General features: G+C 66.4%; 24 protein-coding genes and 1 other RNA gene. 14 read left to right on the forward strand and 11 right to left on the reverse strand.

Annotated elements, in window-relative coordinates; genetic code table 11:
- The 8 genes from BLQ71_RS02555 to BLQ71_RS02590 form a co-directional block, all read right to left on the reverse strand.
- Nucleotides 1–912: an isopenicillin N synthase family dioxygenase gene (locus tag BLQ71_RS02555; protein WP_074620590.1), complete on the reverse strand. Its 912-nt coding sequence runs from the start codon at nucleotides 910–912 to the stop codon at nucleotides 1–3.
- On the reverse strand, nucleotides 909–1,523 hold the full coding sequence (locus tag BLQ71_RS02560; RefSeq protein WP_074620591.1) for an NAD(P)H-dependent oxidoreductase: 615 nt from the start codon (nucleotides 1,521–1,523) through the stop codon (nucleotides 909–911). The genes BLQ71_RS02555 and BLQ71_RS02560 overlap by 4 nt, the downstream gene beginning before the upstream one ends.
- 1 nt (nucleotide 1,524) lies before the next feature.
- A complete protein-coding gene (locus tag BLQ71_RS02565) occupies nucleotides 1,525–2,103 on the reverse strand; it encodes an NAD(P)H-dependent oxidoreductase (protein ID WP_074620592.1) in 579 nt (192 codons plus the stop codon).
- A 99-nt stretch (nucleotides 2,104–2,202) separates the two neighbouring features.
- Nucleotides 2,203–3,600 (reverse strand): FAD-binding oxidoreductase, encoded by a 1,398-nt coding sequence (locus tag BLQ71_RS02570; protein WP_074620593.1) that lies wholly within the window; start codon nucleotides 3,598–3,600, stop codon nucleotides 2,203–2,205.
- Nucleotides 3,597–4,853, reverse strand: a complete 1,257-nt coding sequence (locus tag BLQ71_RS02575) for a cytosine deaminase (protein WP_074620594.1) — start codon at nucleotides 4,851–4,853, stop codon at nucleotides 3,597–3,599. The genes BLQ71_RS02570 and BLQ71_RS02575 overlap by 4 nt, the downstream gene beginning before the upstream one ends.
- Nucleotides 4,853–5,704: an ABC transporter permease gene (locus tag BLQ71_RS02580; RefSeq protein WP_074620595.1), complete on the reverse strand. Its 852-nt coding sequence runs from the start codon at nucleotides 5,702–5,704 to the stop codon at nucleotides 4,853–4,855. Before BLQ71_RS02580 ends, BLQ71_RS02575 begins: the two co-directional genes overlap by 1 nt.
- Nucleotides 5,701–6,453, reverse strand: coding sequence for an ABC transporter ATP-binding protein (locus BLQ71_RS02585; RefSeq protein WP_088702275.1), 753 nt, complete (start codon nucleotides 6,451–6,453; stop codon nucleotides 5,701–5,703). Before BLQ71_RS02585 ends, BLQ71_RS02580 begins: the two co-directional genes overlap by 4 nt.
- A gap of 95 nt (nucleotides 6,454–6,548) precedes the next feature.
- A complete protein-coding gene (locus BLQ71_RS02590) occupies nucleotides 6,549–7,538 on the reverse strand; it encodes an ABC transporter substrate-binding protein (protein WP_074620597.1) in 990 nt (329 codons plus the stop codon).
- 236 nt (nucleotides 7,539–7,774) lie between these two features.
- Between BLQ71_RS02590 and BLQ71_RS02595 the strand changes: the two genes are divergently transcribed.
- From BLQ71_RS02595 to BLQ71_RS02650, 12 genes are all read left to right on the forward strand, one after another.
- Complete coding sequence (locus BLQ71_RS02595) at nucleotides 7,775–8,161, forward strand: RidA family protein (protein WP_074620598.1); 387 nt, start codon at nucleotides 7,775–7,777, stop codon at nucleotides 8,159–8,161.
- Between the two features lie 53 nt (nucleotides 8,162–8,214).
- Nucleotides 8,215–9,348 carry a metallophosphoesterase family protein gene (locus BLQ71_RS02600; protein ID WP_074620599.1) on the forward strand — a complete coding sequence of 378 codons (1,134 nt, stop codon included), beginning with the start codon at nucleotides 8,215–8,217 and terminating at the stop codon, nucleotides 9,346–9,348.
- Nucleotides 9,345–11,960 (forward strand): AAA family ATPase, encoded by a 2,616-nt coding sequence (locus BLQ71_RS02605; RefSeq protein ID WP_074620600.1) that lies wholly within the window; start codon nucleotides 9,345–9,347, stop codon nucleotides 11,958–11,960. The genes BLQ71_RS02600 and BLQ71_RS02605 overlap by 4 nt, the downstream gene beginning before the upstream one ends.
- A 64-nt stretch (nucleotides 11,961–12,024) precedes the next feature.
- Nucleotides 12,025–12,374, forward strand: a transfer-messenger RNA (tmRNA) gene (gene ssrA, locus BLQ71_RS02610).
- Nucleotides 12,375–12,498: 124 nt separating this feature from the next.
- Entirely contained in the window at nucleotides 12,499–12,945 is a 447-nt protein-coding gene (locus BLQ71_RS02615; RefSeq protein WP_074620601.1) for a hypothetical protein, read from the forward strand.
- A gap of 8 nt (nucleotides 12,946–12,953) precedes the next feature.
- Nucleotides 12,954–13,337 (forward strand): hypothetical protein, encoded by a 384-nt coding sequence (locus BLQ71_RS02620; protein ID WP_074620602.1) that lies wholly within the window; start codon nucleotides 12,954–12,956, stop codon nucleotides 13,335–13,337.
- A gap of 73 nt (nucleotides 13,338–13,410) precedes the next feature.
- Nucleotides 13,411–14,655 (forward strand): chromate efflux transporter, encoded by a 1,245-nt coding sequence (gene chrA / locus BLQ71_RS02625; protein ID WP_074620603.1) that lies wholly within the window; start codon nucleotides 13,411–13,413, stop codon nucleotides 14,653–14,655.
- A gap of 64 nt (nucleotides 14,656–14,719) precedes the next feature.
- Nucleotides 14,720–15,190, forward strand: a complete 471-nt coding sequence (locus BLQ71_RS02630) for an SspB family protein (protein ID WP_043138791.1) — start codon at nucleotides 14,720–14,722, stop codon at nucleotides 15,188–15,190.
- Between the two features lie 156 nt (nucleotides 15,191–15,346).
- Nucleotides 15,347–16,741, forward strand: coding sequence for a class II fumarate hydratase (gene fumC, locus BLQ71_RS02635; protein ID WP_074620604.1), 1,395 nt, complete (start codon nucleotides 15,347–15,349; stop codon nucleotides 16,739–16,741).
- Nucleotides 16,742–16,918: 177 nt separating this feature from the next.
- The gene (locus tag BLQ71_RS02640) at nucleotides 16,919–17,521 is read left to right on the forward strand and encodes a protein-methionine-sulfoxide reductase heme-binding subunit MsrQ (RefSeq protein ID WP_074620605.1); all 603 of its coding nucleotides are present in this window, start codon (nucleotides 16,919–16,921) and stop codon (nucleotides 17,519–17,521) included.
- A gap of 72 nt (nucleotides 17,522–17,593) precedes the next feature.
- A complete protein-coding gene (locus tag BLQ71_RS02645) occupies nucleotides 17,594–17,767 on the forward strand; it encodes a DUF4169 family protein (RefSeq protein WP_074620606.1) in 174 nt (57 codons plus the stop codon).
- Nucleotides 17,764–17,991, forward strand: a complete 228-nt coding sequence (locus BLQ71_RS02650) for a ribbon-helix-helix domain-containing protein (protein ID WP_074620607.1) — start codon at nucleotides 17,764–17,766, stop codon at nucleotides 17,989–17,991. Before BLQ71_RS02645 ends, BLQ71_RS02650 begins: the two co-directional genes overlap by 4 nt.
- A gap of 29 nt (nucleotides 17,992–18,020) precedes the next feature.
- Here BLQ71_RS02650 and BLQ71_RS02655 read toward each other — a convergent pair whose 3' ends face one another.
- The 3 genes from BLQ71_RS02655 to BLQ71_RS02665 form a co-directional block, all read right to left on the reverse strand.
- The gene (locus BLQ71_RS02655) at nucleotides 18,021–19,097 is read right to left on the reverse strand and encodes an ABC transporter ATP-binding protein (protein WP_229754895.1); all 1,077 of its coding nucleotides are present in this window, start codon (nucleotides 19,095–19,097) and stop codon (nucleotides 18,021–18,023) included.
- Nucleotides 19,098–19,175: 78 nt separating this feature from the next.
- On the reverse strand, nucleotides 19,176–19,718 hold the full coding sequence (locus BLQ71_RS02660; protein ID WP_074620609.1) for an RSP_2648 family PIN domain-containing protein: 543 nt from the start codon (nucleotides 19,716–19,718) through the stop codon (nucleotides 19,176–19,178).
- Nucleotides 19,715–20,923, reverse strand: a complete 1,209-nt coding sequence (locus BLQ71_RS02665; RefSeq protein ID WP_074620610.1) for an RSP_2647 family RNA methyltransferase — start codon at nucleotides 20,921–20,923, stop codon at nucleotides 19,715–19,717. Before BLQ71_RS02665 ends, BLQ71_RS02660 begins: the two co-directional genes overlap by 4 nt.
- Nucleotides 20,924–21,085: 162 nt before the next feature.
- Here BLQ71_RS02665 and edd point away from each other — a divergent pair, with 162 nt between their 5' ends.
- Entirely contained in the window at nucleotides 21,086–22,891 is a 1,806-nt protein-coding gene (gene edd, locus BLQ71_RS02670) for a phosphogluconate dehydratase (protein WP_074620611.1), read from the forward strand.
- Between the two features lie 57 nt (nucleotides 22,892–22,948).
- Entirely contained in the window at nucleotides 22,949–23,593 is a 645-nt protein-coding gene (locus BLQ71_RS02675; RefSeq protein WP_074620612.1) for a bifunctional 4-hydroxy-2-oxoglutarate aldolase/2-dehydro-3-deoxy-phosphogluconate aldolase, read from the forward strand.

A 23,593-nucleotide genomic window follows, 5' to 3' on the forward strand; every position in this document is an offset into this window, starting at 1 on the left:
TCAATCTCCCTTGTAAGTGGCGTCCAGCCGCGACCGGAGGTACGCGGCCCCGGTGATCGGCGCGTAGCGTGACGATCCCGTGCCCGGCAGGGCGGCGATCACGCTGTCCGGGTTCGGGTCCAGGAAAAAGGCCACCGACTTGCGCGCCCGCGCCGGGGGCAGCACGCGATGCGGCGTGGATCGGTACAGATCGTTGGACCAACGCATCAGGCAATCGCCGATATTGACGACAAAGGCGCCCGGCACATGCGGCACGTCGATCCAATCCCCGGACAGGGCCTGCACCTGCAGGCCCGGCTCGCCATCGGTCAAGAGCAGGGTGATCGACCCGTAGTCGCTGTGCGCCCCTGCGCCGATCTCTCCCTCCGCACCGCTGCCGGGCGGATAGGACAACAGCCGCAGCGTCGCCATCGGCGCGGTGAAATGCGGCGCGAAATAGCCGGGGGCCAGCCCGAAATCCCGCGCGATAGCCCCGTGTAGCGCCACGCCCAGCTGCCAGGCATGGTCATAGTAGTTGAGCAGGGTCTCACGAAACCCGGGCAGATCGGGCCAGACGTTCACACCCCGAAAGGGATCTCCACGCAGCACGCGGGGATCGTTCCCGGCCAGGTCCAGCCCGATGTTGAAGGCCTCCTTGCGGTCCACCTGCCCCGAGGTCTCGTCGAGGCGCTCACTGCCCATCCTGGCCCAGCCCCGGTTGTGCGGCGTAAGCGCGATGTCCAGCGCCGCCTTTTCCGCCTCCGGCAGCGCAAAGAACCGCGCGGCCTGGTCGAAGACCCCCGCAATCGTATCTTCCGGCACCCCGTGCCCGGTCAGGCAAAAGAACCCGCTATCGCGGCAGGCCGCGCCAAGACGGGCGCTGACCCCCTCGGGGTCGTCCTCGTACCGCGACCAGTCCAGAACCGGGATCATGCCTGCCTCCGTCGTGATGCAAGGAACCTGTCCAGCACCCGGTCCAGCCGGGCCAGGTGTCGGGCGCGGCTGGCCTGCGTGGAACTGTCCATCAGGTAATGCGCGGCAAAGGCGGTACGGCAACGCGGCGCACAGAGCAGGCGCACACCGCGCAAAAGCGTCCGCCGACCTGGCGCACCGATCCAGCGCGTCAGCCACCAGCTTGCCCCGCAGGTGGTAAAGACCCCCAGCCGCGTGACCTGCGTCAGCCCGGGCGCGATGGTCTCACCCGGCGCTTTCGGCATCTCGAAGGCCACGCCGGGCAGCATCACCCGGTCCAGCCAGCCTTTCAGCAAGGCCGGCAGACCGTACCACCAGGTCGGGTAGACAAAGATCAGCGTGTCGCACCATCGCAGGTCCGCCGCCTCTTCCGCCACGGGTGCCCGGTTGCCCGGTTCGTCCAGGTAGCCGGCCCATTCATCGGGGCCCAGCACCGGGTCGAAGCCCCGCGCATAAAGATCTTGCACCCGCACCTCGGCGCCTCGCGCCTCCAACCGCGACAGCACCGTGTCCCGCACCGCCGCGGTAAAGCTCTCGGGCGAGGGATGACAGTAAACCAGCAAGGCCCGCACGTCAGAACCTTTCCATCTCGCGTTCCACGCGATCCAGGAACCCCGCGTGCTGTGTCTCCGTGGCCCGGTTCATGCCATAAAGAGCAAGATAGCGCGTCTTTTCAGGCCGCGTGACATGCCAGACCGCGCGTTGCACGATCTTGCGCGGCGGGTCGCCCGCCATGAAGGCCCGCCAGCGGGTGCCGCCATAGGTCGTGACCGCCGCCAGCCGCCTGATATGGGTCAGGTTCGGCTTCACCCGCCCGTCCTCCAGCCGGAACGAGACGCCGGGCAGGAACACCCGGTCGAGATATCCCTTGAGAATGGCCGGAAAGCCGAAGTTCCAGACCGGAAAGACCAGCACCAGCGCCTGGGCCGCGCGCAACCGCTCGACATGCGCCGCCACCGGCCCCAGGTTCGCCGGCACCTCGTGATAGCCGCGCCGCTCGGTCTCGCTCAACACCGGGTCGAAGCCTTCGGCGTTCAGGTCGCAATCGTCCACCTCCCAGCCGCGGGCCGTCAGCGTCTCGACGACGCGCGCATGTAGCGCCGCGGACAGGCTTTCCGGACAGGGATGGGCAAAAAACACAAGCGCCCGCATCTCACCGCGCCCCCTGCTTCTTCTTGGCCAAAATAACCCCGGGGTGAATGGCGCCGCAGGCGCCAGAGGGGCAGCGCCCCTCTCCTTTCCCGTGCCGTCTCATTCCGCCGCCTGCATCCTTGGATAGGCATACATGCGCTCGTAGGCCCAGTCCGGATCGTCCCAGGCGATCATCTTGCCGGGGTTCAGAAGGCCCTTGGGATCCGCCTCGCGCTTGAAGGCCAGCTGCACGTCGTCCACCGTCTGCCGCCCGCCTTCTTCCAGCGTGTAACGATGCGGGTTGAAGACCATCGCGCCCTTTTCCTCGTGGATGCGAATGATTTCGTCCAGCCGCTCCTCGGTCGAAAACTTGACCAGCGTCAGCCCGGCAAAGCCGACCTTGCCATGTGCCCGGATCGCCTCGAGATGCTGGATGCATTCGCCCGGAAAGGTGTCGCGGATCTCCTCGACCAGCGCGCGGTGGTCGGGAAATCCATAGCGCACCTGCAGATAGGTGATCGAGGGGTCCACCTTCAGCGCGCGCAGCGTCGTGTGGTTCCAGCCGTATTCAAAGACCGGCCCCGGCCCGCGCGGCCAGTTGTGATCGTCAGAGCGATAGATCATCCGCACCCCGGGCCGCCGGGCGAGAAAGGTCAGGAACCCGTCCATGCTGTGCGGCGCGACCATCAGCCCGACCAGGTGATCATCTTCGCTCACATGCGGGCGGACGCGCTGGAAATAGGCATGGGCCGTGGGCGCCTCGTAGACGCTGGCCAGCTTGATCAGGAGGCCGTCCTCGTTCGCCAGATCGTCGGCAAGAGCCATCGCCGCGCCGAAGTCCTCGGAGGCGACAAAGATGTCGACCCAGTCATAGGCCGACGCCAGCGGCATCTCGATTTCCGTGATGATGCCATTGGTGCCATAGGCGTGGCTGACGCGCGCCAGTTCCTCGCCGGTGAATTCCAGCACCCTCGGCTCGGCCTCCATCGTCACCACGCGCAGGCGGATTATATTGCCCAGGTCGCGTAATGAGCCCCATGTGACCGATCCCACCCCGCCCGAGCCGCCCGCGATAAAGCCGCCGATTGTCGCCGTCGCCCAGGTGGAGGAGAACATGCGGATTTCCTGCCCGGTTTCGCGGCAGGCCGCATCCAGGTCCTTGAGCAGGCAGCCCGGCTCCACCACCACGCGGCCCGGCGCGATCTCCCGGACCTCGGTCATCCGGTTCAGGTGCAGGACGCAGCCGCCCTCGAAGGGCATGGCTTGGCCATAGTTGCCCGTGCCCGCGCCCCGCGTCGTCACCGGCACGTCGTGCTGATAGCAGGTTTTCAGGACCTCGATCACCTCGGCCTCGGTCCGGGGGCGGACAACGAAATCCGCCGTGACATGATCCAGCCGCGCCTTCAGCACCGGCGAGTACCAGAAGAAATCGCGCGAGGCGGCGCGCACCGGGGTTTCGGCATCGACGAGGTCCAGATGCGCCAGGGCGGTCTTGGCGGCGGTGATGTCTGCGGTCATGAGGTCTTCCAGAGGTTGTCGAGGTCGGAATAGTCGGGCAGCTTGCGGTCGATGGCCTCGCCCCCGCGCATCACGATGCGGTCGCTCTGCGGGCGGGCAAAGAACTCGGTCCAGTCGCGGGCGCGAAAGATCACGAGGTCGGCTGGCGCCCTCTGTTCCAGCGAGCTGACGCCAAACCCGCAGGTCGCCTCGGGCGCCAGGGTAAAGCTCTTGATCCAGTCGGTTTCGCAGTGGTCCAGGTGGGCGATGCGGGTGGCCTCGCGCAGGACCTCGACCATGTCCATGTCGCCATAGGCATAGAACGGGTCGCGCGTGTTGTCGGAGGCAAAGCTGACCGGAATGCCCCGCGCCCGCATTTCGTGGACCAGCGTCACGCCCCGGCGGCGCGGCGTTCCGGTGCCCCGGTCCTGCAGGTAGAGGTTGCACATCGGCAGGCTGACCACGTGCAGACCGGCCCTGGCGCACAGATCCAGCGTGTCCAGCGCCCGCGCCTCGTCCTGGGTGGACAACGAACAGCAATGCCCCACCACGACGCGGCCCTTGTAGCCGGTTTCCAGCACCGTCTCGGCGATCATGCGCAGGGTTTCGGAACTGGCATCCATCGTCTCGTCGGTGTGGAAATCCACGTCCAGCCCGTGCGCGTCCGCGGTTGCGAAATGACCCAGCAGGCGTTCCTTGATGTCCGGCACCGGGTAGGTGACCATGCCCAGCACGCCGCCATGTTCTGCCACGGTGCGCGCGATCTTCGGGTATTCCTCGGTGCCGTAGGCCTCGCAGGACACCAGGCTGGCGGCCTGCAACTCGATCCGACCGGTCCATGTCTCGCGCAGGTCGGAAAACACCGGCCAGCTGCGCAGGTATTGCCCGTCCGCCGAATCCAGATGCGTGCGGATCTGCTTGGTGCCATGCGCCCAGGCACACTGCAAAGAGAACCCCATGCGCGCCTTCAGGTCGTCCTCACTCCAGTTGACGTGATCGGCGCGCACGGTGGTCAGCGCACCCATGAAGGTGCCGTCGGGATTGGACGCGCGGGGCCAGATGTGCCCCTTGTCCAGATGCGTGTGCATGTCGGTGAAACACGGCAGGACCATCGCCCCGCGCATGTCCACGGCCACGCCTCCCGGCGAAGCGATGTGGCCTGCCTCGATCCCCATGTCGATCCGCACCAGGTCGCCCTCCTGCCCGACAAGGCAGGCGGGCACGGTGACATTGGCCAGGGTGAAGGCCCCGTGCGGCAGAGAGGTGAAATCCATCAACCGTCCTTTTTCAACGCGCTTTCGTGCCAGCGGAACAGCGCGAGGTGACTGATCAGGCTCATGACCGCAAAGATCGTCACCCCCATCAGGGAAATCAGGATCAGCGCCGCGTAGAGCCTGCCGAAGTTGAACCGGTAGGACGCCTCGAGAAGCGTCGAGGCAAGGCCCAGCCCGGTCCCGGCCCGGCCGATCACGAATTCCGCCACCACGGCCCCGATCAGCGCCAGCCCGCCCGCGATCTTGAGGCCCGACAGGAAATAGGGCAAGGCCGATGGCGCCGCGAGATAGCGCAGCCGCTGCCAGCGGCTGGCTCCGTAGATGGTGTACAGGTCCTCGAGGTTGCGGTCGGTGCTTTTCAACCCGACCGTCGTGTTCGACAGGATCGGGAAAAAGGCCACGATCCAGGCACAGAGCAGCGCCGCGACAAAGGGACTGTCCAGGTAGATCTGCAACAGCGGTGCTATCGCCACCACCGGCGTCACCTGCAGGATCACAGCGTAGGGAAAAAAGGACATCTCGATCCATTTCGACTGGGTAAAGGCCACCGCCAGCAGAGCACCGCCCAGGATCGCGAAGACCAGCGCCAGCAGCGTCAGCCGCCCGGTGGTCAGCGTGGCGGCCCACAAGAGGTCCCAGTCCTCGATCAGCTTGTCCAGCACCAGCAAAGGCCCCGGCAGGATGTAATGCGGCACTTCCCAAAGCGTGACATAGAGATGCCAGCCCAGCAGCGTCAGCACCATAACAAGCGACGGCAGCGTCCATTTGGCGATCCGCAGCACCTGTTCGCGGCGCGCGCGGGCGGCTTCCTCGTGATCGAGGGGGGGCGTCCTGCTGTCCGTCACGCTCATGCTGCCTCTCCCGTGGCGCGGTGCAGCGCGTTGGACGCCAGGCGGCAATAGCGGGCATATTCCGCCGAGGTGCGGAACGCCTCGCTACGCGGATAGGGCGCGTCCACGGTCAGTTCCTCGATCACGCGCCCGGGCCGTGCCGCCATGACCACCACGCGGTCGGACAGGAAGACGCTTTCAAAGACCGAATGGGTGACGAAGATCACCGTGCAACCGATCTTTTCGCGCAAGGCCAACAGGTCGTTGTTCAACTTGAACCGCGTGATTTCGTCCAGCGCGGCAAAGGGTTCGTCCATGAGGATCAGCCGGGGTTTCGTGACCAGGGCCCGCGCGATGGACACGCGCATCTTCATGCCGCCGGAGAGTTCGCGCGGAAAGGCGCGCTGGAATTTCTCCAGCCCGACGAGGCGCAGCACCTCCAGCACCTCGTCGCGGACCTCGGCAAAGGGCACGCCCCGGATACGGAACGGCAAATAGACATTGTCCATGACCCGCGCCCAGGGCATCAGCGTCGGTTCCTGGAACACCACGCCCAGATCCCCTGCCCCCTTTTCCCCGGCGCCATCTTCTCCGGCCCAGTCGATCCGGCCCGATGTCGGCTGCATCAGCCCCGTCACCAGTTTCAGCGCCGTCGACTTGCCGCAGCCCGATGGCCCCAGCAACGAGATGAAATCGCCTTCGTTGACGGTCAGGTTCATGTTGCGCAAGGCTATGACGCCGCCGTGGAATGTCTTTTCCACCTGCGCCATCCTGAGCAGTTCAGGGCGTTGGCCCAAGGGTTGGCGGAACGGTGTCATCGCATCGCTGTCCCGGATCGCGGTGGGGGCGCGGCCCGGGCCTTTCCTTACTTCAGGTCCATCCCCACGCCCTTGCCCACGAATTCGGTGGTATAGGCGGATTTCCAGTCGACCTCGCCGATCACCCCGGCTTCGACCATCTTGGCGTAGAAATCGCCCACCTTCTCGTCGGTGATGACGCCGATCCCCGCCTCCAGCGTGTCACCGGAATCGACGATGCCGTTTTCCTTCATCTTCTCGATGGCAAAGGCGATCTTGTCGTCGGTCATCTCGGGGTTGTCGGCCTTGATCAGTTCGTTGGCCGCGGCGTTGTCGCCATAAAGATAGGTGTACCATCCCTTGATCGAGGCATCGACGAAACAGCTGACCTCGTCCGGTTTTTTGGCAATCGTGTCGGCCATGACCTCGATCGTGGTGGCATAGGTGGAATAGCCCGCATCGGCGATCAGGAAGACATCCGGCGTAAAGCCGCCTTCCTTTTCCACCAGGTACGGTTCCGACGACAGGTAGCCCTGCATCCCGGCATTCTCATTGGCCAGGAACGGCCCGGGGTTGAAGGTATAGGGCTGGCGCTGTTCGGGGGTGAACCCATAGGCCGCCATCATCCACTGGTAGTAGGACTGATAGCCGTTGTCGCCGATCAGCAGGTCCAGCGCCTTGAGATCCTCGAAGGTCTCGGCCTTTCCCGGGTGGGTGACGATGACCTGCGGGTGCTTCTGAAAGATCGCCGCGACGGAAACCACCGGGATGCCCTCCTGCACGGCGTTGAAGGCCTGCAGCAGGTCGCCGCCCATGTGGTAGTCGATCCGCCCGGCCAGCAGCAGCGCTCGGTTGTTCACCTGCGGACCGCCCGGCAGGATCGAGACCTTGAGCCCGCAGGCCTCGTAGGTGCCATCCGCCACGGACTGGTAGAACCCGCCGTGCTCGGCCTGGGCCAGCCAGTTGGTGCCAAAGGCGACCTCGGTCACGTGGCTTTCGGCAAAGGCGGGCGCGGCAAGGGTGCCGGCCGCGGCACATGCAAGGGCAGTGAACTTCATGGGGGACCTCTCTGTCGCGGTTTCTTGTGTCTTTGCGCAAAGCCTGAAAGCGCACCTTGTTCCGGGCAATCGGCATCTCTGACCGGATGGTCCGTTTTTCGGCGGGCGCGCACAGGATTCGTGCAGACGCGGGGCGTGCGATGAATAATGCGGCGCCCGGAAAGCGCCTGTTGCGGGTGATCTGGTCAATCCCGCCGACAGGCGCCAATGTGCCCCCGCACAACGGAGCGCCAGGGATGCCAATCGACAGCCTGATCCCCGACACGATCGCCGCGCCCTTCGCGCGCTATGCCCACGGCGTCGCAACCGATTCCCTCGTCCTGACATCGGGGCAGTTGCCGCTGGCCCTGAACGGCAGCGTCCCCGAGGGTCCCGAGGCGCAGGCCGCGCTCTGCTTCGCCAATATCGACGCCATCCTGGCAGCGGGCGGCACATCGAAACATCACGCCCTGCGCATCAATGCCTATGTCACGCACCGCGATCACATGCAGGGCTACATGGCCGCCCGCGACGCCTGGCTGGCGGATGCGCGCGTGTTGCCCGCGTCGACCCTGATGATCGTCTCGGGCTTTACCCGCCCCGAATTCCTGGTCGAGGTCGAAGTCACCGCCCTGCGCCCCTGATCCGATTGCACTCCGCGGGCCGCCCTGAAAGAGTGGCGGCCAAAGAGAGTGCCATGACCGCCTTCCGTTTCATCCATGCCTCGGACCTGCACCTGGGACGCCGGTTCGCCAATATCCCCCAGCCCGAGGATGGCAACATCCGCGGACGCCTGATGGAGGCGCGTCACGGCGTCATCGCGCGGCTGGCGCAGGCCGCCCGCGATACCGGCGCGGCGCATGTCCTGCTGGCGGGGGACACCTTCGACACGGCCACGCCCTCTCCGACCGTGCTGCGGCAGGCACTGACCGCGATGGCCGAGGATGCGGGCCTGACCTGGTGGCTACTGCCCGGCAACCATGACAACTTGGCCAATGCGGAACCGCTCTGGGAACGGATGTTGGCCGAGGCGCCGACGAACGTGCAGCCCCTGATGGATGCCACCCCCCGGATGATGGCCGATGGGGCCTGCCTGCTGCCTGTTCCGGTGACCCACCGCGCCCCCGGGCGCGACCTGACAGAGGGGCTTGGCGCCATGCCTTCGCCCGAGGGCGCACAGCGCATCGCCCTCGCCCACGGCGGTGTCACCGATTTCGAGGATACGGGCGCGCATATCCCGCCGGACCGTGCGGCGCGTGCAAATCTGGATTACCTCGCGCTGGGCGACTGGCACGGACGGTTGCAGATCGACGCCCGCACGCACTATCCCGGCACGCCCGAACAGGACAGGTTCAAGCATGGGCGGCGCGGGCTGTGCCTGGCGGTCACCATCGACGCCCCGGGCGCCACGCCGCAGGTCAAAGAGGTCGAGACCGGCCAGTTCTGGTGGACCGAAACGGAATTGCCGGTGCAAGCCGGGCTGGAGACCTCTCTGGCACTGGAGGCGCTCTTGCCTGCCACCGGACGCCGCGACGTGCTGATGCGGGTACGGGCCACCGGCTGGGCCAGCCTGGCGCAGCGGGCGGACCTGTCACGCGCCGTCAGCGCCGCCGCGCCGGATTTCGCCTGGCTGACGCTGAACACCGAAGGCCTGGGCGCGCTTCTGGACGATGTCGATCTCGACACGATCGACCACGCGGGCGCCCTGCGCCAAGCCGCCGAGACGCTCAAGACCGAGGCCGAGAACCCCGACCTCTCCGCCGAGGATCGCGGCATCGCCGCCGAGGCGCTGGCCCGGCTTTACGCCTATGTGACGGAGCAGCCCGCGTGAAACTTCGCCGTATCGCCGTCCAGAACCTGCGCCGCTTCACCGCCCCCGTCCAGATCGAGGGGCTGGCCGATGGGTTGAACGTGCTCAGCGCCCCGAACGAACAGGGCAAGTCGACACTCTTCGACGGGTTGCAGGCGCTGTTTTTCACCGCTCACGGCGGCAGTGGCAAGGAGATCAAGGCGCTTCAACCCCATGCCAAGGGCGCACCCGAGGTGCTGGCCGAGATCGAGACGCCCGAGGGGCGATTCACCCTGGCCAAGCGGTGGCTGTCGAAACCGCGCGCCCATGTCTGGCAGGACGGGCGCCTGATCGCCCAGGCCGATGCCGCCGAGGCCTGGATTTCGCAACTGGCCGCCGCCGATGCGGGCGGGCCCGCCGGCCTTCTCTGGGTGCGGCAGGGGCTGACCGGCTTTGATGAGAGCGGGAAAAAGGCGCAGGACACGGCGCGCGAGGCACGGCGCGACCTGCTGTCCTCGATCGCCGGAGAGGTCGACACCATGACCGGCGGCGCGCGCATGGATGCCGCGCTGAAACGCTGCCGCGAGGAACTGGGCCGCTATGCCACCGCCACCGGACGGACATTGAAGACCGGCCCCTGGAAGGCGGCGCAGGACAGGGTCGAAGAACTGCGGGCCGAACATGACAGGCTGGATCAGCTGGTGGCAGAGCTTCGCCACGATCTCACCGCCCGCGCCCGCGCCCGCAGCGAACTGGCAGAGCTGACCGAGCCGGAGGCCGCCGCGCGCCGCAAGTCCCGGCTGGCCGAGGCGCAAGAGGCGCAGGCCAATGCCGAACGCCACGCGGCGCAGCTCGATACGCTCACCCGGGCCGCAGAGACCGCGCGCCTGCGGCTCGACGCGCTGGACAGCCGCCGCAAGGCGCGTGCCGCCGCGCTGGCTGAACGCGACGAGGCGGCGCAGGCAACGCAGGCCGCCGGATCGCTCAAGGCAGAGGCCGAGACCGCGCAGGCCGAGGCCGAGCGCGCGGTAGTGCAGGCCCGAGACATCCTGAAAGCCGCCCGCGACCGCCTGGCCGCGGCCGAAACAGATCTGCGCACCGCGCAACACGCCCGGCAGGCCCACGAGGCCGAGCATCAACGCAAGGAACTGACCCAGCGCATCGCCGAGGCCGAGGATCTCCGTCAGCAGGCCGAAACCGCCCGCCGCGCAGCGAGCCACGGCCCCGATGCCAAGGCTATCGACCGGCTGGAAAGACTCGCCCGTGCGCTGGACCAGGCCCGCGCCCTGCAGGCCGCCAGCGCCGCGCGGCTGGAAATCTCCTACGCGGCAGGGCGTGAGGGCGCGATCACCCTGGATGGCCAGCCACTGCCCGGTGACAGGGCGCTGCCCCTGTTGCAGGTCAGCGCGCTGGGCCTGCCCGGCCTCGGAACGCTGACCGTCACCCCCGGCGATACCGGCGACGAGACGGCGGTGGACAGTGCTGGTGAGGCTTTGTCCGCGGCCCTGCGCAAGCTTGACCTGCCCGACATCGACGCCGCCCGCCAGGCCGCCCGTGCGCGAAACGAGGCAGAGCGCCGGCTGTCCGAGATCACCGCCACCCTGCGGGCCCTTGCCCCCGATGGCGCCGAGGCGCTGCGCCAGCGGTTGGCCGCCCTGCCCGCCCCGCTGCCAGAGGATGCGCCCCAGCCGCCGAGCCCGGAGGTGGCGGACACCGCGCTGCGCGAGGCCGAAAGTGCCCGCCAAGAGGCCGAGATCCGGGCCGAAACCGCGCGCGACCAGCTTGAAATCGCGCGCACCGAGACCGCCCGCGCCCTTGCCGGCGCACAGGCCGCCGCTGACCGTCTGACCCGGGCCGAAACCGCCCTGGAGCAGGCGCCCGAAACACCCGAGGCAGAGCACAGCGCCGCGCTGGAACAGCTTGCGCAGGCCGAGGAGGCTCGCGCCAAGGCCGCCACCGAGGCCCCGGACATCGAAAGCACGCGGGCCGCCTTGTCCCGCGCGCAATCGGCCGAGACCTCGGCGCAAGAGGCCATCGCACGGCTGAACCTCGATCTCGCCCGCCTGGACGAACGCGTGCGCCGCAGCGCCGAGGGGGCGGTCGAGGAACGGCTGGCCGATCTGGCGCAGGACCTGGAAACGGCGCAGGCCGACCTTGGCCGGATCACCCGGGACGTGGCGGTGCTGCGCCGCCTGGAAACGGCGCTGGAAACCGCGCGCATCGCCGCACGGGATCGCTATTTCACACCGGTTGCCAATGCCTTGCGACCACTTCTTCACCTGCTCTGGCCAGAGGCGCAGTTGGATTGGGACGATACCGAGCTGTTGCCCCGGCACCTGATCCGCAACGGCACCGAAGAACCGATCGACATTCTCTCCGGCGGCACCCAGGAACAGTTGGCGCTGCTGGTTCGGCTGGCCTTTGCCCGGCTTCTGGCCCGCGACGGGCGCGCGGCGCCGGTGATCCTGGACGACGCGCTGGTCTTTACCGACGATGACCGGATCGAACGCATGTTCGACGCGCTGCACCGCCAGGCCTCGGACGTGCAGATCCTCGTCCTGACCTGCCGCCAGCGCGCCTTCCGTGATCTCGGGGGACAGCAACTGCAGATCCGCGCGATGGATCCGGCGCCCGACAGCCTGCTGGAGCAATAGGGACAGTCCCCGGCCCGAAATCTTTTCAATAATTCGGCGTAACGCCCCCGGCCACCGACGAATCCCCCTTTGCAAGCGGATCGGCCATCCCTATATTCCTCCTGTCCCCTCGGGGACTATGGGCATAAACGCGCATGTAATAAACGGATCGGACCCGGGGGCGGTACCCGGCGGCTCCACCATATATCCTTTGTTGGGGGATCATGGGGCCGAAACAGGATCGACGAACGCGTAAAGATGTAGCTTTGTCCCGGTGAGATACCACCGTTATCGGTTCACAAAGTACAATTGCCAACAACAATCGTGCTCCGGTTGCTCTGGCTGCGTAAGCAGTCCGAAAGACCGAAATCTAAGCCCTTGCGCCTAGCCGCGTAAGGCGGGGTTCGCAGGCACCTGGCAACAGAAGCCTGCACTTTCCCCAGATGCGATTCCGACCGGACACGCGGCGCGCCGCGTCCGCCTCTCTGTGCGGAAACCGAACATAACAATTTCTTTACAACGGGTTGTCAGCGAAACCTTGCCCTGACCAGACTGGGGCATGATTCCCCAACCCTTCCAGTTCCGCCCCGCATTGGCCATCGGCGTCTCTCTTGTCCTGACGGCTCTCGCCGCGCCCTTGCCCGCCCAGGATTATCCCCAGGGTCCGGCAAAACTGCGCGTCACCAGCACATGCAACGACGACATGACACTTGCCGGGCGATACCGCGTTTCTCCCACCAGGTGGCGCTATTTCCCCCGCAAACGCCTGCCTGCCGGGGCCAGCGGCCTGATCCGCGAGGATGACAAGCCCATCGTGTTCCGCCAGGGGGTCGTGCTCTACGCCGAAACCGAGGACGGACGCGGTTACTACGACAAGACCCCTGGCACCGACGTCGAGGGTTTGTTGCTCGTCAAACGCCATGACCAGCTGTTTGCCGCCGGTCGCGAACCTCGTGGCGTGGTCGAAAACGGTGACACATTCCACGTCCGGATCCCCTGCAATTGAGGCCCGACATGAAACATCTCCTCGCCGCCCTTGTGCTTGTCCTCTCCGGTTCGGCCGCGCTCGCGGACCGCAGTCGGGACCTCGTGATCGTCAATCCCTGTGAAAGTCGGACTTGGCAGATCATGGTCAAACATTCGCCGCGCGACGATGTCTGGGTCAAACATGGCTGGTGGGAACTGGCGCCAAAGTCCCGCATCAACCCGCTGAGTGACGGCAAACGCCTGCGCCACCGCGACAATGCCAAGCTATATGTCTTCTACGAGACGGTCGACGGGCGCAAGCGGGTCAAGGGCGACTACGGCATCAGCTACCAGGGCGACTTTTTCGAGAGGGTCGAGGCGGTGCGGGTCCTGCGCGGGCCGGACGTGGAATACTGGATCGCCAGCTGCTGATGGCCCTGCGGGCTTGACCCCGGGCGCCGACCTGTCACACCGGCGTCGTCCATCGCTGCTAGGCCCCGAGGTCATGACCGCCTATTCCACGTTGATCCAAGTCTTTGGCCGTATCGGTGTCCTGTCCTTTGGCGGCCCGGCCGCCCAGATCGCCCTGATGCACCGCGAACTGGTCGAGGAGCGACCCTGGCTGACGGAACAGCAATTCCTGCGCTCCCTGAGTTTCTGCATGTTGCTCCCCGGACCGGAGGCGATGCAACTGGCCACCTACGCCGGCTGGCGCCTGCGCGGCATTCCCGGCGGGCTGATCGCGGGCGGGCTATTCGTACTGCCCGGCGCCGTTGTGATCGCCCTGCTGGCGCTGCTTTATGCGCAATACGGCGCGCGCCCCGAGACGGAAGCGCTGCTTTTGGGCGTCAAGGCCTGCGTCGTCGTGATCGTGGCGCAGGCGCTGGTGCGGCTGTCGCAAAAGGCGCTCAAGGGAACTGCGGATTACCTGGTGGCGACGCTGTCCTTTCTTGCGATCTTCCTGCTTGGCCTGCCCTTTCCGCTGATCATCGCGCTGGCCGCGCTCTGGGGTGCCTTCCGGGCCTCGGCGCCGGTCGAAACGCCGCCCGAACCGGCGACGCGCAAGACCCGCCCTGCCACGATCGCTCTCTGGGCCGCGCTCTGGCTCATGCCCCTGCCGGTCCTCTGGCTGACCGGGCAGGATCTGCTGTTCGACCTCGCACTGTTCTTTGCCAAGCTTGCGGTCGTCACCTTTGGCGGCGCCTACGCGGTGCTGGCCTACATGGCGCAGGAAGTGGTCGAGACCCGCGCCTGGCTGGACGCCACCCAGATGGTCGACGCCCTGGGCCTGGCCGAGACCACGCCCGGCCCGCTGATCCTGGTGACGCAATTCGTGGGCCAGCTGACCGGCCACGCGCAGGGTGGCCCCTGGCTGGCACTGGCGGCGGGGGGGCTGACGCTCTGGATGACCTTTGTGCCCTGCTTCCTCTGGATCTTCGCGGGCGCCCCCTACATCGAGAACCTGCTGGCCCGGCCCCGGCTGCAATCCGCCCTGGCGGCCATCACCGCCGCCGTGGTGGGCGTAATCCTGAACCTTTCCCTCTGGTTCGCGCTGCACGTCGTCTTTGCCACGCTCACGCCGGTTGCCCTGGGTCCCGTGACGCTGGATCTGCCCCGGCCCGACACTCTCCGCTGGGAGGTTCTGCCACTGACAGCCCTTGCCACGGTGCTGCTTGTCTGGGCAAAACGCGGTGTTCCTGTCACACTCGCCCTGTCGGCGGCGCTGGGATGGGCGCTTGTGAATGTGTGACAATCGCCCCTTTTCCTCCACGTCAAAAACAATATGGTGAGGGCACGCTCAGAAAGGTCCCCAAATGTCCGAAGGCATCGATTACGGCAAACTCATGCACCGCGCCATGCGCGGGTTGATTCAGCAGGTTCTCGAGGATGTTCAGGAAAACGGACTGCCCGGGGATCATCATTTCTTCATCACCTTCGACACCGGTCACCCGGATGCCGAGCTGGCCGACTGGCTGGCCGACCGTTATCCAGAGGAAATGACCGTGGTGATGCAGCACTGGTACGACGGGCTGGACGTGGGCGATGACGGATTCGCGGTCACGCTGAACTTCGGCGATGCGCCCGAACGGCTGTACATCCCCTATGACGCGATCAAGACCTTCGTCGATCCCTCGGTCGAATTCGGCCTGCGCTTTGAAAGCCAGGACGACGACGAAGACGGCGACGACGATCCGACGCCCCCCGATGACGACGGCCCCGGTGGCGAGCCGAAAGAGGAACACCACGACGCGGAGGTGGTCAGCCTCGATCGTTTTCGGAAGTGATCCCCGGAACAGCCTGACGATTTCCCGGTGCCGCGCCCTGGCGCGTCAGGTGGCACCGGCATTCTGACGCATGTTAACGGTATCCCGTGGTATGCCGCCTTGTCTTTCGCCGCTTCTGGGGTAAGAGGAAGACAACCCCATCAAGGAGGCATGTCCATGACCGCGACCCGCACCGAATCCGACAGCTTCGGCCCGCTCGAAGTTCCCGCAGACAAGTACTGGGGCGCACAGACCCAGCGTTCGATCATGAATTTTCCCATCGGCTGGGAAAAGCAGCCCGTGGCCATCGTGCGCGCGCTGGGCGTGATCAAGCAGGCCTGCGCGATGCAGAACAAGGCCACCGGCAAGCTGGACGCGAAACTGGCCGAAGCCATCATCCAGGCCGCCGGCGAGGTCATCGCGGGCAAGTTCGACGACAACTTCCCGCTGGTGGTCTGGCAGACCGGTTCCGGCACACAGTCGAACATGAACTCGAACGAGGTGATCGCCAACCGCGCCATCGAGATCCTGGGCGGCACCATCGGCACCAAGGACCCGGTGCACCCGAACGATCATTGCAACATGGGCCAGTCGTCCAACGACACCTTCCCCACCGCCATGCATATCGCCACCGCGATGAGCGTGCGTGACGTGCTGATCCCCGGCCTGACGAAACTGGCCGAGGGGCTGGAGCAGAAGGCCGAGGAATTCAAGGACATCATCAAGATCGGTCGCACCCACACCCAGGATGCGACACCGCTGACGCTTGGCCAGGAGTTTTCGGGCTACGCGCACCAGATCCGCCAAGGCCTGAAACGGGTCGAGGCGGCGATGCCCGGCATCTATGAACTCGCCCAGGGCGGCACCGCGGTCGGCACCGGGCTGAACACTGTCCCCGGCTGGGGGGAGGCCGTCGCCAGCCACATGGCACAGATCACCGGCCTGCCCTTCGTCACCGCCCCCAACAAGTTCGAGGCGCTGGCCGCGCATGACGCGATGGTCTTCCTCTCGGGCGCCTTGGCGACGATTGCGGGCAGCTGCTACAAGATCGCCAACGACATCCGGTTCCTCGGCTCCGGCCCGCGGTCCGGCCTCGGCGAGCTGATCCTGCCGGAAAACGAGCCGGGTTCGTCGATCATGCCGGGCAAGGTCAACCCGACCCAGGCCGAGGCGCTGACCCAGGTCGCCGCCCACGTCATGGGGAACGACGCCGCGATCAAGTTCGCCGGGTCGCAAGGCCATTTCGAGCTGAACGTCTACAACCCGATGATGAGCTACAACCTGCTGCAGTCGATCCAGCTTTTGGGCGATGCGGCGGATTCCTTCACCGAGCGGATGCTCATGGGCATCCAGGCGAACGAGCCGCGCATCGAAAAGCTGATGAAGGAATCGCTGATGCTGGTCACGGCACTGGCGCCGACCATCGGCTATGACAATGCCACCAAGGTTGCCAAGACCGCGCACAAGAACGGCACGACGCTGAAGGAAGAGGCCATCGCGCTGGGCTTTGTCGACGAAGCGACATTCGACGCCGTGGTACGCCCCGAGCAGATGATCGGCCCCAAGGCCTGATGTCGACGGCAGGTGCGAGGGGCCAGCCCCTCGCGCTCCCCGGGGTATTTCAGCCAAGAAGAAACAGGGGCGCCGGGCCAAGTGTCAGGCGCCCTTTCTTCGTGTTGCGGTCCTTTTGAGCGACGGGAATGCCGCACTGCGGCGTATCAGTCCTGTCCCGATTGAAAGGAGGGCCCGATGTCCCGTTTTTCTCCCTATTGGCTTTGGCTGGCCCTGTCCCTGCCCGGTCTTGGCATGGCCTATGATCTCGCAACGTCGACCAACCCGCGCATTGCCCATATCCTCGTGCATCCCACCGGCGAATTCGCCGCGCGGTTCCTGATCATTGCGATGCTGGCGACGCCCCTGATGCTGCTCTTCAAGGGGTGGCGCGGGCCGCGTTGGCTCAGGAAGAACCGCCGCTATTTCGGCGTGGCGGCCTTTGCCTACGCGCTGGCGCATACGGTGTTCTACCTGGTCGACAAGGCCACGCTGGAACGGATCGTGGACGAGTTGCCCCGGCTATACATCTGGACCGGTTGGCTGGCCTTTGCGATCTTCGTCCCGCTGGCCGTGACCTCGACGGACTATTTCGTCCGGATCATGGGGCCGCGCTGGAAGCACTTGCAACGCTGGACCTATCCCGCCGCCGCGCTGACGCTGGTGCATTGGGCGGCGCTACATGACTGGGGGCACCCGGCGGCCGCGCTGGTGCATTTCGGACCGCTGATCGCGCTCGAGGCCTACCGCGTCTGGTACTGGTATCTGCGCCCGCGGCCGATGCGGACCAGCGGCGCCTGAGCGGCTTGTACAAAACGCCGGAAACCGCGTAGGTTTTGTACAAAACGTACAGGTGCCGGCGGAGCGCAGGTCATGTCCAAACTGGTCAATCTCAACCGCTTCAAGAAGCAGAAAGCGCGCGACGACAAGCGTCGCGCAGGCGATCGGAATGCCGCGCGCCACGGGGTGAGCAAGTCGGAAAAGGACCTGGCCGAGGCCCGGCGGGCCAAGGCCCAACGCGATCTGGACGGGCATGAAAAGGAATGAGCGGTCGGCCGGTCAAGCATTCCCTGACTCTCAAGGGGCACCGGACATCGGTGTCCCTGGAAGAGGAATTCTGGCGGGAGTTTCGTCGCATCGCCCGTGAAGACGGGCTTACGATCAATGCCTTGGCGGCCAATATTGATGTCGACAGGAATCCGGACGTCGGGCTCGCGTCCTCGATCCGGGTGTACGTCCTGCAAAGGGCGCTGGCCTCACGCGATGCCTGAGGTTTTATCCACAGGCTCCTGTGAATAAATCAGGATGCCGGAAAGACGAAGCATCGATCCCGGCGGATGCTCAGCCACATGGGTGTGCCGGGTTTCGGCAAGAAGACATTGGGCACCGTGGCGCGCAGCTTTTCGCCATCGTGGTCCATGCGAAATTCCACCAGGCTTTCCGACCCCATGAACCGCGCCCGCTGCACCACGCCGCGCGCCGGGGCGCCGGTCTTGGCCGAAGGGCTGGGCCCCTTGCCTGCGCGGTCAAAGTCGATGCCGACGTGCTGGGGCCGAAAGACGATATCGACACGGCTGCCATCGGCATAGCCGGGCGCCAGGAACTGGCCAAAGGGCGTGGCCACAAGGGCGCCTTTGACTTCACCTCGGATCGTGTTGATATCGCTGAAAAATGCCACCGCCTCACGATCGGCCGGGGCATTGTAGATATTGTAGGGCGCACCCTGCTGGACGATATGCCCCTGCCGCATCAGCGCGATCTCGTCGGCCATGCGCATCGCCTCTTCGGGTTCATGCGTGACCAAGAGGACCGAGGTCCCTTCTTCCTTGAGCAGTTCCAGCGTCTCGTCCCGGATGCCATCGCGCAGCCGGTTGTCGAGGCCCGAAAACGGCTCATCCATCAGCATCAGCCGCGGTTTGGGTGCCAATGCACGGGCCAGGGCCACACGCTGTTGTTCCCCGCCCGACAATTGGTGCGGGTAGTCGTCGATGTAGCCGGCAAGACCGACGCGATCGAGGTATTCCTTGGCCCGCGCGCGTTTTTCAGAGGCGGAGGTCTTTAGCCCGAAGGCCACGTTCTCGCCCACGCTAAGGTGCGGGAAAAGCGCGAAATCCTGGAACATCAACCCGACGGAGCGACGTTCCGGCGGCACCCGGACGACCGTGTCGCAAATCAGGTTGCCGTCGATGTAGATCGAACCGGCATCCTGCATCTCGACGCCGGCGATGATCCGCAGGGTCGTCGACTTGCCGCAGCCGGAAGGACCCAACAGGCAGGTCACCTTGCCCGGTTGAATCGTCAGCGAAACGTTGTTCACCACCGGTTTGCCGTCGTAGCGGCGGATGATGTCGCGGATCTCCAGTCGGGGTGCCTGCACGGGGTGTCCTTTGTCGTCTCCGACGGAAAGCATCGGGTTTTCACAGACAGATAAAGCGCGCGGCCCCGCCCCGCAAGGTCAGCCGCCCAAGGCCTTGCCCAGGCGCGGCAGCCGCGCCTTTTTCATCAAGGCCCGCATGGTCCATGCCTCGCCCGAGAGCCGTTCCGCCTCGGCCCGGACGGCTTCGCCGACCTGGGCCATGATCTTCGGTTGAGCCTGGTGAAACCCAAGCAGGAAACCATCCGGATCAGCCCGGCTCAGCCCCTCTTCGGCCAGTATGTTGCGGGGAAAATCGCTGGCATTCATGGTGACGATGACATCCGCATGTCCCGCGATGGCGGCGGCCAGAACATGCGTGTCATTGGCGTCTGGCAGCCACAGGCGCTTTTCCAGCGACGGCGGGTAAGTCACCTCGGCCCTGGGCCATGCGGCGCGGACAAGGGCGATCTCTGCCCGCGCCTGCGCCTCTCCCTCCGGGCCCAGCTTGCGCGCGGCACGGGCCCATTCCTCGAGGATGCGTTCGGACCAGAGCGGCGTGTAGAGACCGGCGCGCGCGGCGCCCAGCAGGACCTCGCGCATCACCGTCGGGTAGAGCACGCAGGTGTCCAGCAGGACCTTCACAGGCGGAACACCAGCGCCTTGAGATAGCCGGATTCCGCCAGTTGTGGCAGCAGTGGGTGGTCCGGGCCGGCAAAGCCCGTGTGCAGCAGTTGCGCGCGGCGTCCGGACCGGCCGATGCCCCGCAGGCAGGCGCCGGTAAAGGCGTTCAGATCCGCCGCATGCGAACAGGAACAGAGCACCAGGTAGCCGTCTTCTGCCACCAGAGGCGCGGCCAGGCGGGCCACGCGCTCATAGGCGCGCAGGCCCTTTTCCAGCGCGGCTTTGTTCGGGGCAAAGGCCGGCGGATCGCAGATCACCAAGTCAAACCGTGTATCTTCGCCGGCCAGCGCCTCGAGCGTGTCGAAGGCATCGCCTTGCCGGGTGGAAAAACGGTCGGAGGCCCCCATGCGCCGCGCGCCCTCTTCGGCCAGGGCCAGCGCGGGCGCCGATCCGTCGACCGCTAGCGCGCTGTTGGCGCCGCCTGCCAGTGCCGCCAGGGCAAACCCGCCGACATGGGAAAAGACATCCAGAACCGAATGCCCCCGCGCCAGCCGGGCCGCGAACCCGTGGTTCTCGCGCTGGTCATAGAACAGGCCGGTTTTCTGCCCGCCGGTCAGGTCGGCCATGTAGGTGGCGCCGTTCATCTCGACTGGCACAGGCGCCTCTGGCGCAGCACCGCGCAGGACCGCGTCGACGTCATCCAGCCCTTCCAGCGTGCGGCCTCGTCCGGCGGCGTTCTTCAGCACGTTGGTCACGCCGGTCACCTCGACCAGCGCGTCCGTGAGTATCTCAAGATGCGCCTCGGCCCAGGCTGCGTTGGGCTGCATCACGCAGGTGTCGCCGAAGCGGTCGATCACCAGACCGGGCAGCCCGTCGCCCTCGGCATGGACCAGCCGGTAGAACGGCGCGCCATAGGCCGCCTCGCGTAGCGACAGCGCCTTGCGCAGCCGCGCGGCCAGCCAGTGGCGATCGACAACCACCGTCGCGTCGCGGTCCAGCACCCGCGCCACGATGCGCGAGCCCGGGTTGACCGCGACCGTGGCCAGAGGCTTGCGTTCGCCGTCCTCCAGCGTCGCGATGCTGCCCGGCGCAAGCGCCTTGCTGCGCCGGTCCATGACCAGCTCGTTGTCAAAGACCCAGGGCGCACCACGTCGAATGGCGCGCGCATTGGCCTTGGGTTTCAGCCGCAGAACCGGGCGGTCGGGTATGGTCTTGGAATCCGTCATGCGCTTCGCTTAACTGTATTTGCGTGCCCGGGAAAGCGCCGCCGTGCAGGCAAATGCCCGACCCGTCGTGGTTGGCGCACGATCCGGCCTTTACCGTTAGCGCTAACTGGCGTATGTGAGGCGCATAGCCAAGCCAGAGACGATCCCCGGAGGGAGACCCGAATGCCGCTTGATGCCACCATCGCGCGTGTCACCGCCCGTATCGAAGCCCGTTCCGAGCAGATGCGCAGCACTTATCTTGACCGGATGCGCCGCGTCGCCGACGAGGGCCCGCGCCGGGCGCATCTGACCTGCGGCAATCAGGCCCATGCCTATGCCGCCATGACCGGCGACAAGGACACGCTGGCCGAGGGGCGCGCGCCCAACCTGGGGATCGTGACCGCCTACAACGACATGCTTTCGGCCCACCAGCCGTTCGAAACCTATCCGCAGGTGATCCGCGCCGCCGCACGCGAGGCCGGCGGCACCGCGCAGGTCGCGGGTGGCGTGCCCGCCATGTGCGACGGCGTCACCCAGGGCCAGGTCGGCATGGAGCTGTCCCTGTTCTCTCGCGACGTGATCGCGCTGGCGACGGGTGTGGCGCTCAGCCACAACACCTTTGACGCGGCCGTCTACCTTGGGGTCTGCGACAAGATCGTGCCGGGGCTGGTGATCGCCGCCGCGACCTTCGGCTATATCCCCGGTCTGTTCATTCCCGCCGGTCCGATGACCAGCGGCTTGCCCAACGACGAAAAGGCCAAGGTGCGCCAGCAGTTCGCCACCGGCGAGGTCGGCCGCGACAAGCTGATGGAGGCCGAGATGGCCTCGTACCACGGGCCGGGCACCTGCACCTTCTACGGCACCGCGAACTCCAACCAGATGCTGATGGAGTTCATGGGGCTGCACCTGCCGGGCACCAGTTTCATCAACCCGGGCACCCCGCTGCGCGAGGCGCTGACCGTCGAGGCGGCGAAACACGCGCTGTCGATCACGAACCTGGGCAATGCCTACCGGCCCGTCTGTGACGTGCTGGACGCCAAGGCCTTTGTGAACGGGATCGTCGGGCTTATGGCGACGGGCGGGTCGACAAACCTTGTCCTGCACCTGCCTGCGATGGCGCGCGCCGCGGGCGTCGCGCTGGAACTGGAAGATTTCGACGAGATCAGTTCCGTCACGCCGCTGATGGCCAAGGTCTATCCCAACGGCCTTGCCGACGTGAACCATTTCCACGCGGCGGGCGGGCTGCAATATATGATCGGCGACCTTCTGGACGCGGGCCTGCTGCACGACGATGTCAAGACCGTGGCGGGCGACGGGCTGTCGCTCTACACCCGTGAGCCGGTCCTTGAGAACGGCGCGATCTCGTATCGCGACGGCCCGCGCGACACCCAGAACGACAAGATCCTGCGTCCCGCGCGCGATCCCTTCCAGGCCACCGGCGGGTTGAAGCAACTGTATGGCAACCTTGGCCACGGCATGATCAAGGTTTCTGCCGTCGCGCCCGAACGCCATGTGATCGAGGCGCCCTGCCGCATCTTCCACGACCAGGAAAGCGTCAAGACCGCCTTCAAGGCCGGTGAGTTCACCTCGGACACGGTCGTCGTCGTCCGCTTTCAGGGGCCGTCCTCCAACGGGATGCCGGAACTGCACGGGCTGACGCCGACGCTGGCGGTGCTGCAGGACCGGGGGCTCAAGGTGGCGCTTGTCACCGATGGCCGCATGTCCGGCGCCTCCGGCAAAGTGCCTGCGGCCATTCACGTCTCGCCCGAGGCGGCCAACGGTGGCCCGCTGGCGCGGCTGCGTGACGGCGACGTGGTGCGCGTGGACGCGGTCCAGGGCACGATCGAGACGCTGGCCGAGGATTTCGACAGCCGCGAGCCCGTTCAGGCGGACCTGACCGGCAATGGCCACGGCGTCGGGCGCGAGCTGTTCGAGGCGTTCCGCCAGAATGTCGGCCTTGCCTCCAATGGCGCCGCCGTGGTGGTGTGACCGCAGCATCGTCTTTGTAAGAACACCCAATCCCAACGACCCAAGGGAGCTATGCCCATGACCCCCCAGGACGCCAGCCAGAGCAACGAGGCGCTCTGCCGTCTTGCCCCCGTGATCCCCGTTCTGGTGGTCGATGACGTGGCGACCGCCCGCCCCCTGGCCGAGGCGCTGGTCGCCGGTGGTCTGCCGGTGCTGGAGGTGACGCTACGCACGCCCGTGGCGCTGGACGCGATCCGCGAAATGGCACAGGTCGAGGGCGGGATCGTCGGCGCGGGCACCCTGCTGACGCCGCAGGACGTGGCGGCCGCCAAGGAGGCCGGTGCGAAATTCGGTGTCTCGCCCGGCGCGACAGACCGGCTGCTGCAGGCCTGCGAGGACGCCGACCTGCCGCTGCTTCCAGGCGCCGCCACCTCGTCCGAGGCGATGCGCCTGCTGGAACGCGGCTATTCCGTGCAAAAGTTCTTTCCGGCCGAGGCCAATGGCGGCGTGCCCGCGCTGAAATCCATCGGCGCGCCCATCCCGCAGGTGCGGTTCTGCCCCACGGGTGGCGTCAGCCCGGCCAATGCGCCCGACTACCTGGCCCTGTCCAACACGCTCTGCGTCGGCGGCAGCTGGGTCGCCCCCAAGGACGCGGTGGCCAAGGGCGACTGGGCCCGGATCGAGGACCTGGCCCGCGAAGCGGCTGACCTGCCCCGCAGTTGA

The organism is Antarctobacter albus (assembly GCF_900101505.1).
GTDB classification, from domain to species: Bacteria; Pseudomonadota; Alphaproteobacteria; order Rhodobacterales; family Rhodobacteraceae; genus Antarctobacter; species Antarctobacter albus.